Source organism: Brumimicrobium oceani (assembly GCF_003143775.1).
Classification (GTDB): Bacteria; Bacteroidota; Bacteroidia; order Flavobacteriales_D; family Crocinitomicaceae; genus Brumimicrobium; species Brumimicrobium oceani.
In genome coordinates, this window is the sequence record NZ_QFRJ01000003.1 from 157,326 (window position 1) to 169,740 (window position 12,415).

The following is a 12,415-nucleotide window of genomic DNA, read 5'->3' on the forward strand; positions in this document are numbered from 1 at the left end:
TACAGTTTTTCGAATTAATTTTAAAAATCAAAGAATAAGAAATGGAATTATTAGACAAATTAAATTGGAGGTATGCTGCAAAAGCAATGAATGGAAAAAAAGTCCCTCAAGAAAAAATAGACAATATTATTGAAGCCATATCACTTTCTCCAACTTCAAGTGGTCTGCAACCTTTCGAGGTAATAGTGATAACAAATCAAGAATTAAAAGAAAAAATAAGACCAGCTGCGTGGAATCAATCAGTAATAACCGACTGTTCTCATTTACTGGTTTTTGCTGCTTGGGATACTTATACACCAGAGCGCATCAACAAAATGTTTGATTTGACGAATGATATTCGTGGTTTTAAAAATGAAGGTTGGGAAAACTACCGTCAGATGCTATTGGCCAATTATCCTCCAAGAGATTCAGAGGTCAATTTCAATCATGCGGCGAAACAAGCTTACATTGCATTTTCACAGGCCATATCCGCCGCTGCATTTCAAGGATTAGACAGCACTCCTATGGAAGGATTTGAACCAGAAGTGATTGATGAAATTCTTGGATTGAAAGAAAAAGGTTTAAGGAGCTGTGTTATGCTGCCCGTCGGATACAGAAATGAATCTGAAGATTGGTTAGTAAACCTACCAAAAGTGCGCAAAAGCAAAGAGGATTTAGTCACAGTGATTGAATAAGCCAATACTGCTTGCAAAGTTTCGAAAGCGATCTTAGAAATATTCTAGATCGCTTTTTTTTTCCTATCTTTTTATCTTTATTTGGGCCTTGAAAATAATCTGATAAAAAACGAGGACTATTTTTTTTTTTATTCTTGTTGGGTAAGAGTCAAATTTCAAAAACAAACAAATCATTATGAATCGCGGATTCATTTTTACAAGTAAAAACGGATAAAACAAACAATTTAAAACATTAACAAGCTCACAGTAATCACTAGTAAAAAGTCTATCCAACTACTACTTAAAAATTAAACACCATGAAAGACACACAGACGATTACATTTTCGGAAGACATGTTTGATAAACATTCAAATTGTTTTGACGGTTGGAGTGAAAGTTACGCCCTTTTAATAATTAATGAAGCATTAAAAGAGCTAAAATATGAAGGAATAATTGATGATATTGCGATTAGTAAATATGCTTGCCGTGAAATCATAGAGGGAAAAAACAGGACAGAAGTTTGCTATGCAGAAACTGACATTGGCTATTTTTATCTTATTCGCGATATGGTGGACCACATCAATGTTGTGTATAACAGATGGGATTAATGATATAAAATAAAATGCTTATCGGGAACTTTACCCATTATTTAATATTCTACAATAAAAAGTATTTATTTAACTAGGCCAGATCCTTCCAGAGTTGAAAATTAAGATTTTCAACCCTAGTCAGGATGACAGTTGTAGGCGCTGGGGGGCAAGTGAGAGGGGAAAAGCAAAAGCGCTAGAGCGTTTTTGCTTTTCCCCTCTCACTTGAAATATGATCCCAGTTTAATGTCATCCTGATGCGGATTTCTATTTCCAACCAGTTGGAAATAGAAATTTGCGAAGGATCTTGTTAGTTTGACGCTGAATCAAATTATGGTTGGGTTAAATATATTTACTGGTAAAGTATCGGATTGGCATTTAAAATAATGACCACAGACCGTATTACACTCTTTTACTTTAATACTCCTCCCAGCTTTTATGTACCTTTGTAACCATAATTAATACAATTGTTTTGAAAAACTTTGAAAATTTAGGAATCAATGCGCGACTCACAAAAGGACTTGCGGAATTAGATATTATTGTACCCACTGACATTCAGAAGAAGGTTATACCTGTTCTTCTGGCTAAAAAAACTGATATTGTTGCTCAAGCGCAAACAGGAACAGGAAAAACAGCAGCGTTTGGACTTCCACTTTTGGAGCAGATAGATCCCAATATAGCAGCTGTTCAAGGTCTTATTTTGTGTCCAACTAGAGAATTAGCCAAGCAAGTCGCTAAGCAGCTTTTCAAGTTTATCAAATATTCTGATAAAGTGTTTATTGAAGCCGTTTATGGTGGTGAAAAGATGGACAGACAAATTGCTGCATTACAAAGACCAACACAAATCATTGTAGCCACACCTGGGCGGTTAATCGACTTATTAGAAAAGAAAGCAGTTGATTTAAAGAAAGTGAAAACCGTTGTTTTAGACGAGGCAGACGAAATGTTGAGTATGGGATTCCAAAAAGAATTGGATGAAATATTAAGTTTTCTCCCTTCCATTGATAATAAATGGCTCTTTTCAGCAACTATTCCTCACGGAATTCAGCAAATTATTTCAAAACACTTGTCTAAAGATGCCTTAAAGATTGAAGTAAAAAAAGAAGATGTTGTTAATAAGAACATTTCTCATCAATATTTAGTTTGTGATGAATCTGAAAAACTGAATGCATTACTTTCTTTCCTCAAATCTCAGCATAAGAACAGAGGTGTTGTTTTTTGTAAAACAAAAGCAGCAACCCAAAAACTAGCCAAGCAATTAATCGCCAAAAACATCTCAACGGATGCTATACATGGAGACTTGCTTCAAAAAGAACGCGATAAAGTAATGCGTGCCTTTAAAAATGAAACACTCCGTATTTTGGTTGCTACAGATGTATCTGCACGTGGAATCGATGTTTCAGGGTTAACTTTTGTTGCACATTATCAACTTCCAGAAAACGCAGAATACTACACACACAGAAGTGGAAGAACAGCTCGCGCCGGAAAAGAAGGTGTTTCAATGTGTTTCGTAAATAACGCAGAAGCCAAAACACTAAAAGAATACGAAAGAAAACTAGGAATTAAGTTTTCGAAAATAAAAAAAGTGGGCTAATTCTTTCTGCCTTTTATTGATGAGAGCATATTTCTAAAATTTAGGCCTTAAAAAAAGCGGAACCTCTTAGCTGAAGTTCCGCTTTTTATGCTCTATAACTAAAGAATATTACATACTAGATACTAATTACTCAAAGTGTACTCAAGGTTAATTCTGGTATCCAACAATAAAGAAATTGGACAATTCTGTTTGGCATCCTCTGCCAATTTTGAAAATTCCTCCTCTTTTATTCCATCCACCTTTGCTGCGAGCTTCAAGTTTGAAGAAACTACTTTCCCGTCTTCAAGCTGAACAGAACCACAAGTCTCTAAGCTATTGGCAGTAAATCCTGCTTCTTGTAAATTAAAGGTTAATTTCATTGTAAAACATCCCGCGTGGGCTGCTGCTATTAATTCTTCAGGATTTGTTCCTTCCCCCTCCTCAAATCTACTTTTGTAAGAGTAATTTGTTTGATCTAAAACTTTGCTTTGAGTTGTTAAATGTCCTTTTCCTTCTTTTCCACCTCCCCTCCATAGGGCCGTTGCTTTTCTTTCCATAATTTGCTTTTTATTTCAAAACGCATTGGAAGACCTGAAAGTTTGTTTGATTGCTATAAACAATATTAAAGAGTTGGGATTTAAATAAGAAAAAATCACTTTGCTAGGCTATTCCTTCTTTTCAAATAAGAAAGCACTCAAAAAGAGGAGATTTAAGCATTATAACAATAATCACCTCCTGTAGAAGGGGTTAAGCTTAGATTAACAAAAACTAAGCTTATTCCTTGATTTCATTGGCCTCAACCACTTTTAAAGCCTTAACTTTGTACCTAATTCGATATAAATTAAAGGTCATCTCTTTCAGCAATTTTGCTGAGGTAATACCTTACAACAAAAGCAGTAAATTATGAAAAAAGTTACTTTATTGGCCTTGGCCATTTTAGGAGGAACGACTTCCTTCGCTCAGTTAACAACCCCAGATAATGGAGTGAACTACAGTTTATCCACTCTATCTGCATTAGATCCATCTGTTTTATCTTTTGATGGAACGAAGTACACACTCAGCGATGACTTAATTATCGCCGAAAGTGACACATTAGAAATTTCAACTTCCGATACCTTGCTCTTGGATACAGACAAGCGCATTACCGTTGAGGGAAGCTTTATTGTAGACCCTGCTTCAAACAATGGTAAATTCATTATTAGCTCTATGGATACGCTTAATCCTGCGGACGGAATTCGTTTTGATGAGTTTTCAGTAGCTTCAATTAAGAATACAGAAATCACATACATTGGAGGCTTAAAAGTGCTTACTGAAGACTTTACAATTTCAGACTCCTATTTAGCTCATAATGTTTCAGGTGCTTCTACAGGCGCTGTCATTTCATTGTCTCGAGGTGCCGCTTTAATTCAAAATAACACCTTTTACAAAAATGATTTACCAGCTGTAGGTTCGGGAGCAAATCAAACCGTTGCAGCGCAAATCTTAAACAATTGGATTGAAAAAAACGGTCAAAGCAATGCCAATCGTCCACAATTAAATATGGGACCAACAGGAACAGATACTTTACGCATCATTGGAAATACAATTATTGGAGACGCTGCAATGGTAAAAGTTGGAGGAATTGCGGTTTCGAATTTCTTGGGAGCAAATATTAACGCAGAAATAGAAAATAATGTGATTCGAAACAATAGATATGGAATTTCCATAGGCGGACCAAATGCTATTGTACTGATAAAGGGAAATACTATTGAAGATAATATTACCCAAAATGATCCCAACTTAGGAGGTAGTGGTATTTCTGTGAATAGCAGCTCCGATTCGCAAAGGATACGTGTTAGAGAAAACAAAATCAGGAGAAATTTATGGGGAATCACTGTAATTGGAGATGCTTCCGTTGATTTAGGAACAACCACTGATTATGGAAATAACCTCTTTTCAGAAAATGGAAATAATGGAGCTATTTACGCCCTCTTCAACAATACATCTTTAGACATTAGCGCTATGGGAAATTGCTGGATAGAGTCTAACGAAAATGCAGACGCTCCTCTTATTGAAGCTATAATTTCTCACCAATTAGATGATCCAAGTTTAGGATTAGTTGACTTCAGTAATTGGTCCTGCGGAATCTTGTCAACCGACAAATATGAGTTAGCGGATATAAATGTTTATCCTAACCCAGCAGAAAATCTGATTTCAGTTGCTAATGATCTAGATTTTGAAGTTGTTCGCTTTTTTAATGTCAGAGGGGAATTGGTTAAAACCGAAAGCTTAAAAAAAGGAGAGAATCAAATTAATTTGGAACTTCCAACAGGGCTTTACATCATAAAATTTGTAAACAAAAGTCAAAGTGTAAGCAAGAAATTGGTGGTGAGGTAAACACTACACCCAGAATTCAAAAGCTGTTCGCTAACTCAATTCATCAATAAATTGGGTTAATGAACAGCTTTTTTTTATGAATTGCTTTCCACGCTAGGGTTTTGAAATAAACTATTTTCAAATCATTTACTTTAAAATTCAAAGTTAATTGCTGCAAGAATTTTTAAGCCCATGCCAACTAAAACGCTTTGAGTTAAAAGAATTACATGCTATTTTGAGCTTATGACGCTACAAGCATCAAGCAGTAAAACTTAAAGAACTGATTTATTACCAAGCAATCACTCCATAAATTTTAAAATTATAGTTCATTAAGAGTTTGCTTGTATTAAGGCCTATTCAGCAACCCCAATAATTACATCCTTACTACAGTTCTCAATAAAACACCCATTTTATTTAGGCTCTAGTCGTAATTGATAAATGAAAAGAGCAGGCTTTCAGTGAAAGTTCTTGATTTTTAAGCGAAATAGGAAATAGTATATTAATTATTCGTTAATAATTACTAATTTTGTTTTACACCAACCGTCTTTTATGATGAACAAATATGCTGTAATTTTTTTAGTTACTCTTTTACCCCTTTTCTCTTGTAAAAAAATTGAGGGAGAAGGAGGACGATCTACCATTGTGGGTAAAGTTTTTATGTCAGATAAATCTGGCAACAATCAAGGTGAATATTTCATTCCTGACTATGATGTTTTCATTATTTATGGTGAAGAGAACGACATCTACGATGAAGATATGAAAACGAATTTTGATGGGTCTTTTGAATTTAAAAACTTAAGGGAGGGAACTTACACCATCTATTCTTACAGTGAAGTTTCTACTAACCCATCGGGTTTAGAGCCTGTTTTTAAAACCGTTACAATAGGTAAAAAAGAAACAGTAGATATTGGAACAATTGAAGTAAGTAAATAATTGAAAAATTTCACTGACATACTTCAAGACTTTGAACCTATTTCTCTAAAGGAAATGGATAATGTGAAGCTGTTAAACAGATCAGACACTAAGTTTATATTAAACACTGATATGTTGGCCGAAATATTAATGGAAGTTCAAGACAAATATCGGGTTCTTTCAACAAATGGCAAAAGAACGAATAGCTACAAGACGCTGTACTTCGACACGAAAGATTACTCAAGTTACATCAATCATCACAATGGAAAACTAAACCGGTTTAAAATTCGATTTAGGGAGTATATTGACTCTGGAACTATATTTTTAGAAATCAAATTCAAAAACAACAAGAAAAAAACTATAAAATCCAGGGTTAAAAACCCAATTATAGAAGGCGAGCTTAGTCCTAGTTCAAAAGCTTTTATTGAAGAAAACTCCATTTATAAAGCGGATGATTTAAAAGCCGTTTTATGGAATAGCTTTACACGAATTACACTGGTACATAAAACAAAAAAAGAAAGAGCTACCATAGACCTCAACTTAAGTTTTAGCAGTTACGATGGCGAAATTAAGAAGGAGTTACCGCATTTGATTATCGTTGAGATAAAACAAGAAAAAATGTCTGGAAATTCCGACTTCATAAAGGCTTTAAAAAAGAATTACATTAGACAAAGTAGTATGAGTAAATATTGCATTGGTACAGTTTTAACCAACAAAATAGTTAAGGCGAACAAATTTAAAGAACAAATAATAAAAATTAATAAACTAAAAAATGATAGAGGTATTATTGCTTAAAATTCCAATCTTAGGATCTAAATTAATAGATACCGACAGCTTTTTTGAAATGCTTATTCGTTTTTCAATCAACCTCATCGTTGCATTTATTGTAATTAGAAAGATATACTATCCTATTCACAAAAGAAAGGATTACTTATTCACCTACTTCCTCTTTAACATTCTTATCTTTTTTGTTTGCATTCTATTAAATGGTGTAAAGCTAAAACTTGGATTTGCTTTTGGTTTATTTGCCATTTTCGGAATACTTCGATACAGGACAGAACAGCTTCCGATAAAGGAAATGACTTATCTTTTCATGATTATCGCGATTGCAATTGTCAATTCTCTATCTGACCAAAAAGTAAGTTTAGCAGAGCTTTTGTTGGTAAATGGAACAATCGTTTTGGCTACTTATTTACTGGAAAAGGTCTTTCTTCTTAAACATGAATCTAGAAAAGAAATTATTTACGAGAAAATTGACAACATTAAACCAGAAAACCACAATCTATTAATTGAAGATTTAAAAGACAGAACTGGACTAAATATTCACCAAGTTCAAATTGGTAGAATTGATTTTCTGAAGGACACCGTGAGAATTATGGTTTTTTATTTTGAAGACGAACCTAACGACAGTATTGTCGCCAACACTTTTATAAATAATAAAAATGAGTAAGTACTTCCTCTTTTTACTTTTATTGGTGCTTAGCACAATAGCCAGCGCACAAATTACTGAAGATGCACGTTTGTGGACTGGGATTTCAATTAGTAAAGAATTCAACGATCTAGAGTTTACTTTAGGCACTGAATATAGACTTGATGAAAACTTCTCCCATACAGATAAAGTTTTGGGTGAAATCGGAGCAGAATACAAGCTTTCGAAAAGATTTTCAGCAGGAGCAAATTACAGATACGCAAGAGATAACGACTATGAAGAATACAGTTATGAATTGAGCCACCGTTTCGATATCGGGGTGGAATACGACATTAAATTTTGGGAGTTCAAATTCAAAAACAGAGTAAAATATCAAATCCAGACTGCTCCTATTGAAGAAAATAACCCCACCTACATCAGGAACAAAACAACATTGGAATACAAAATTGAAAACAAGAAAAAAGACATAAAACCCTTTATTTCCTATGAATTCCACTATCAGCTGAATGACCAAATGACCATAAATAGATCAAGATTCTCTGCAGGATCGAAATTTGATCTCAACAAAAGAAATAGCATTAAATTGTTCTATATTTATGAGTATAAGTTTAATAGAAAAAACTTACAGGTTGGACATATTTACGGAGTGAGCTACAGCATTGATTTAAAATAAATGAATGCTTTAATCAATCAATTGGCATCAAAAAGAAGTTTTTTTAACTAAGCTTAATCCTATTTCCTGATTCTTAACTTTATTTTCATAGGAATCAATTACGCTACCAGTACCTCAAGAGAATAAACATCAGCTGACCAGTTTGGAGTGGACATTAAGAAGTTCTATTGGTATCAAAACCTGAGGTAACCTGCACAAAATCGAGAATCATATAACGCTCAGGGAATGTGTTCACCTATTTTCAAATTACTGTTTACCCATCACAAACTAAGCACTGATTTTGGAGTTCATTTACGTTTTGTTTTGGGGAGCTGCCCCAGGAAAAATGATAATTCGTCATTGTTTCAAACTAATTTAGTGTTGCAAAGTTTATAGATAAATCACCAAAAAACGGGCTTCCTACCATAAATAAGAAAACGAATTGCGCAATAGAAGATCAAAACCCAATGCGGATAAGTGGTTGACCATTTTTAGTAGGTGAGGAATATTGATACACGAAATTAAGTTACTATGAGAAAAGCTTATCATTCAGAAATTGTTTCATTTTCACATTAAACAATCCATGAAACGCTGAGTTGTAATGACTTCAGCCATCCACTAAATAGAGTAAAAAAGGACAGCAAGTCGAGGACGAAAAAAAATAGCATTCACAGAAATGATTAATTCATTTTTTTTTGATTAACTTGCGACTTATTACAACCATAAGATCTTTTAAACCAATCCCTAACACCTTAGAAAATGAAGAACATCGTTCGCTTTGCTTCAAATATAATTCCACAAACCATTGCCAATTTTGCTTATAAAAAATTGACGAATCCTCAAATCAGAAAACTAAGAGAAAATGAGTTAACTGTATTGGACAAGGCTACTAAAGAAAGCTTAAATTACAAGGATTTTAAAATACAACTTTATACTTGGAAAGGTGGAGATAAAAAAGTTTTATTGATCCATGGCTGGGAAGGTCAAGCTGGCAATTTCTCAGATTTAATTGAAGAACTCTTAATTGAAGGTTACACCGTTCATTCCTTTGATGGTCCATCTCATGGATTTAGTAGCAAAGGAAATACTAGCTTATTCCAATTCTCTGACTTGGTGGGGACTTTAGTTCAAAAGTATCGCGTAAAAATGTTGGTCAGTCATTCATTTGGAAGTGTTGCCACAACCTTTGCCTTATACAACAATTCAAATCTACAAATAGATAAATACGTTTTAATCACAACTCCCGATCGCTTTATTGATAGAATAAATCAAGTTTCAGAAACTGTTGGAATAAATAAAAAAGTTCGGAAAAAATTAATTCAAAAATTAGAGAAAGAAACAAAAATGACCATCAATTCACTCAATGTAAGCGATTTCGTGAAATTTGTCGCTGTAAAAAAAGCTTTAATCCTACATGATAAGAATGACAGGGTGATCCCAATCGAACATTCAAAAAACGTTAATAAAAATTGGGCTAACGCTGAGATAAAAGAAGTTGATGGGACGGGGCATTTTAGAATCCTAAGAACCAAAGCAGTCATCGATGATATTATCGCATTTTTGAAATAATTAATGTGCTTAACTGCTCTCCAATAACACTGTATTGTTGATTGCTTCTACTTTTTAAATAAAAGAAGAATCTCAAAAACAACACAACCAATTGGGTGAAACAAGTTTTTTTATTTACGATTTTTCACACATAGTTTTGTAAGCTAATGATTATCAATTAAATTTATAAAAATTAAGATCGTACTATGAAAAACATACTCTTTTTACTCCTTATAGCTTCTTTTACAATAGTTACCCAAAGCTGCAAGAAAAAAACAATAGATCCAATTGTTCTCCCCGAAACTTCAGAAGAGGAGAATTCAGATATTAAAGCTTTCAACACCTACTTAACAGCCCAACTCAACACGCTCAACATACCAGGAATATCGGTAACTATATCTAAGAAAGACAAGATACTGTACAACGATCAAATAGGTAAAGCGAATATTCAAAATAATGAAGCCCTCACAAAAGACCATTTATTTCTAATGGCATCTGCCTCCAAAATAGTGACTGCCACTGCCCTACTCCAATTGAACGAATATGGTCATTTTGCATTAGATGATGATATTAACAATCATTTACCCTTTGCAGTTTCTAATCCAAACTCCACTACTCCAATAACTTTTAGAATGTTATTAACCCAAAGTTCAGGAATTGCAGATGGTAGCGCACTAGAGAACCTTTATTATGAAGACTATGACAGCCCGCTACCACTAGACTACTTTGTGGAGGAATATCTCTTACCCAATGGAACTTTTTACAATGCCTCTGAAAACTTCAAAAACTTTGAACCGGGCACAGATTATGAATCCTCGCAAGCGGCTACCACTCTAATGGCGTATTTGGTAGAACAGATTTCAAGTCAAGATTTTCATCTCTATTGCGAAAATAAAATCTTTACTCCCATGGGAATGACGCAAACCTACTGGAAATTAAACAGGGCAAAACAGTCAGGTTTCCCATTAGCTTCCCCTTACACCTTTTCCAATGGACAATTTAATCCATTAGAAAATTATACTGTTACGCATTATCCAAGCATTGGCCTCAGAACAACAGGTAAAGACTTTATGAAACTAGTTTCAGCACTTTCAAACGATGGGTACTACAATAACATACACGTTTTAGATGAAACTACAGTAGATGAAATGTTTACAAGTCAAATCCCTACAATTAACAATCAAATTGGCTATCATGTTACTTTATTAGACCCTGTCAACTTTCTCTGGGGAGACGATCGTTCTGCCAAAGGAGCATCAACTATTGTGGCAGTGGGGCCATACACCGAGTTGGGAATTGTAATAATGACCAATGAAGGAAATGTAGATTTGAATGAGATCTTAGATGAAGCCTATAAACTAGCTTTAAAATTATAAGTCAAAAATACAAGAAGTAACATTTAGTTGACAACATTAACGCCATTATTAAGGAGTCTATTGCGGACTTCTTTGTAATTTTGAAATCCAAGAAGAAAGCTAAAAGACTCGAAACTGCATTTCTATTGAAAAAATTGAGCAATGATGGATTTATTTAATGATAGCCTCAACATCCTACCTTTTGATGGCGAAGTCAATTATCACGGACCTATATTTTCACTAAAGCAAGAGCAGGAGTACTTTGAAAAACTAATTGAAACCATTGATTGGCGCAACGATCAAGCAGTTATGTTTGGAAAAACCATTATAACAAAACGAAAAGTTGCTTGGTATGGGAGTCAACCTTTTAAATATACTTATTCCAAAACCACCAAATTAGCTTTACCTTGGACAAATGAGCTTTTGGCGATAAAAAAAATAATTGAAGATAAAACTGGAGTAAGTTACAATTCTTGTCTTTTAAACCTTTATCACAGTGGCGAGGAAGGAATGGGCTGGCACAGCGATGACGAAAAAGAGTTAAAGGAAGATGGTGCAATTGCTTCCCTTAGTTTTGGTGCAGAACGTAAATTTCTTTTCAAACACAAAAGCAGTAAACAAAATATTTCTGTCATTTTGGAGAAAGGAAGTTTATTGGTTATGAAAGGAACAACACAAAAGAATTGGTTGCATAGACTCCCTCCAACTAAGAAAGTAAAAACTCCTAGAATAAACCTCACCTTTAGAACGATCAACACTAAACCAAAAGACCAGCACACTGAATAACACTTTAAGAGAATAAAGACCGAATGGAAATAAAAACAGATCCGAAGTTTGAAGAAGTCATGGATGCTTATCCAGATTTTGTTATTGCTAAAATGAAACTGCTAAGAACCTTAGTTTTAGAAACTGCAAGAGAAATTCACGAGATAAAAAAAATAGAAGAAACCTTAAAATGGGGAGAACCAAGTTTTATTACTAAAAATGGTAGCACTTTAAGAATGGATTGGAAATCAAAATCTCCTGATCAATACGCTATGTATTTTCAATGCAGCAGCAGATTAGTGGACACATTCAGGTTGTTATTTGATCAAAAATTTCAATTTGAAGGTAGCAGGGCCATCATTTTCCAGCTCAACCAAAAAATTCCAGAAAAGGAACTAAAACAGTGCATTAAAGCAACTTTCACTTATCATAATGTGAAACACTTGGAGACTTTAGGCTTGTGATAAAATTAATCTCCATCCCCTATGGCCTTCCGCATTTTATTCTCATTTAAGGAGCTTTGTGTTTCATCAAAAATAAACCAAGCTTTAGTAATCAATACATTAAAGTAGAAATAATTATTATT

The 12,415-nt window shown here is 34.0% G+C and carries 13 protein-coding genes; 12 read left to right on the forward strand and 1 reads right to left on the reverse strand.

The window, feature by feature from the left end:
* Nucleotides 1–41: 41 nt before the first annotated feature.
* From DIT68_RS06005 to DIT68_RS06015, 3 genes are all read left to right on the forward strand, one after another.
* A complete protein-coding gene (locus DIT68_RS06005) occupies nt 42–674 on the forward strand; it encodes an NAD(P)H-dependent oxidoreductase (RefSeq protein ID WP_109358915.1) in 633 nt (210 codons plus the stop codon).
* Between the two features lie 296 nt (nt 675–970).
* Entirely contained in the window at nt 971–1,261 is a 291-nt protein-coding gene (locus DIT68_RS06010) for a hypothetical protein (RefSeq protein WP_109358916.1), read from the forward strand.
* A gap of 451 nt (nt 1,262–1,712) precedes the next feature.
* Nucleotides 1,713–2,834 (forward strand): DEAD/DEAH box helicase, encoded by a 1,122-nt coding sequence (locus DIT68_RS06015; RefSeq protein WP_109358917.1) that lies wholly within the window; start codon nt 1,713–1,715, stop codon nt 2,832–2,834.
* A gap of 122 nt (nt 2,835–2,956) precedes the next feature.
* Here DIT68_RS06015 and DIT68_RS06020 read toward each other — a convergent pair whose 3' ends face one another.
* Entirely contained in the window at nt 2,957–3,370 is a 414-nt protein-coding gene (locus DIT68_RS06020; RefSeq protein ID WP_109358918.1) for an OsmC family peroxiredoxin, read from the reverse strand.
* 346 nt (nt 3,371–3,716) lie between these two features.
* On the opposite strand from DIT68_RS06020, the gene DIT68_RS06025 reads away from it, so the two are divergent.
* The 9 genes from DIT68_RS06025 (at nt 3,717) to DIT68_RS06065 (ending at nt 12,293) form a co-directional block, all read left to right on the forward strand.
* Nucleotides 3,717–5,189: a T9SS type A sorting domain-containing protein gene (locus tag DIT68_RS06025; protein ID WP_109358919.1), complete on the forward strand. Its 1,473-nt coding sequence runs from the start codon at nt 3,717–3,719 to the stop codon at nt 5,187–5,189.
* A 528-nt stretch (nt 5,190–5,717) separates the two neighbouring features.
* Complete coding sequence (locus tag DIT68_RS06030; protein ID WP_109358920.1) at nt 5,718–6,101, forward strand: peptidase associated/transthyretin-like domain-containing protein; 384 nt, start codon at nt 5,718–5,720, stop codon at nt 6,099–6,101.
* On the forward strand, nt 6,102–6,875 hold the full coding sequence (locus DIT68_RS06035) for a polyphosphate polymerase domain-containing protein (RefSeq protein WP_146194137.1): 774 nt from the start codon (nt 6,102–6,104) through the stop codon (nt 6,873–6,875). It abuts the gene before it with no gap.
* Nucleotides 6,853–7,530 carry a DUF4956 domain-containing protein gene (locus DIT68_RS06040; RefSeq protein ID WP_109358922.1) on the forward strand — a complete coding sequence of 226 codons (678 nt, stop codon included), beginning with the start codon at nt 6,853–6,855 and terminating at the stop codon, nt 7,528–7,530. The genes DIT68_RS06035 and DIT68_RS06040 overlap by 23 nt, the downstream gene beginning before the upstream one ends.
* Nucleotides 7,523–8,182, forward strand: a complete 660-nt coding sequence (locus DIT68_RS06045) for a DUF2490 domain-containing protein (protein WP_109358923.1) — start codon at nt 7,523–7,525, stop codon at nt 8,180–8,182. Before DIT68_RS06040 ends, DIT68_RS06045 begins: the two co-directional genes overlap by 8 nt.
* 738 nt (nt 8,183–8,920) lie before the next feature.
* Nucleotides 8,921–9,730, forward strand: coding sequence for an alpha/beta fold hydrolase (locus DIT68_RS06050; protein WP_109358924.1), 810 nt, complete (start codon nt 8,921–8,923; stop codon nt 9,728–9,730).
* A 185-nt stretch (nt 9,731–9,915) separates the two neighbouring features.
* Nucleotides 9,916–11,085 (forward strand): serine hydrolase domain-containing protein, encoded by a 1,170-nt coding sequence (locus DIT68_RS06055; protein ID WP_109358925.1) that lies wholly within the window; start codon nt 9,916–9,918, stop codon nt 11,083–11,085.
* A 144-nt stretch (nt 11,086–11,229) separates the two neighbouring features.
* Nucleotides 11,230–11,850: an alpha-ketoglutarate-dependent dioxygenase AlkB family protein gene (locus DIT68_RS06060; RefSeq protein ID WP_109358926.1), complete on the forward strand. Its 621-nt coding sequence runs from the start codon at nt 11,230–11,232 to the stop codon at nt 11,848–11,850.
* Nucleotides 11,851–11,873: 23 nt separating this feature from the next.
* Nucleotides 11,874–12,293 carry a DUF1801 domain-containing protein gene (locus DIT68_RS06065; protein WP_109358927.1) on the forward strand — a complete coding sequence of 140 codons (420 nt, stop codon included), beginning with the start codon at nt 11,874–11,876 and terminating at the stop codon, nt 12,291–12,293.
* Nucleotides 12,294–12,415 lie beyond the last annotated feature (122 nt).

Bases quoted from the DNA above. Each gene is read 5' to 3' on its own strand.
- DIT68_RS06005 (WP_109358915.1), top strand. From the start codon at position 42: ATGGAATTATTAGACAAATTAAATTGGAGGTATGCTGCAAAAGCAATG.
- DIT68_RS06010 (WP_109358916.1), top strand. From the start codon at position 971: ATGAAAGACACACAGACGATTACATTTTCGGAAGACATGTTTGATAAA.
- DIT68_RS06020 (WP_109358918.1), bottom strand. From the start codon at position 3,370: ATGGAAAGAAAAGCAACGGCCCTATGGAGGGGAGGTGGAAAAGAAGGA.
- DIT68_RS06025 (WP_109358919.1), top strand. From the start codon at position 3,717: ATGAAAAAAGTTACTTTATTGGCCTTGGCCATTTTAGGAGGAACGACT.
- DIT68_RS06030 (WP_109358920.1), top strand. From the start codon at position 5,718: ATGATGAACAAATATGCTGTAATTTTTTTAGTTACTCTTTTACCCCTT.
- DIT68_RS06040 (WP_109358922.1), top strand. From the start codon at position 6,853: ATGATAGAGGTATTATTGCTTAAAATTCCAATCTTAGGATCTAAATTA.
- DIT68_RS06045 (WP_109358923.1), top strand. From the start codon at position 7,523: ATGAGTAAGTACTTCCTCTTTTTACTTTTATTGGTGCTTAGCACAATA.
- DIT68_RS06050 (WP_109358924.1), top strand. From the start codon at position 8,921: ATGAAGAACATCGTTCGCTTTGCTTCAAATATAATTCCACAAACCATT.
- DIT68_RS06055 (WP_109358925.1), top strand. From the start codon at position 9,916: ATGAAAAACATACTCTTTTTACTCCTTATAGCTTCTTTTACAATAGTT.
- DIT68_RS06060 (WP_109358926.1), top strand. From the start codon at position 11,230: ATGGATTTATTTAATGATAGCCTCAACATCCTACCTTTTGATGGCGAA.
- DIT68_RS06065 (WP_109358927.1), top strand. From the start codon at position 11,874: ATGGAAATAAAAACAGATCCGAAGTTTGAAGAAGTCATGGATGCTTAT.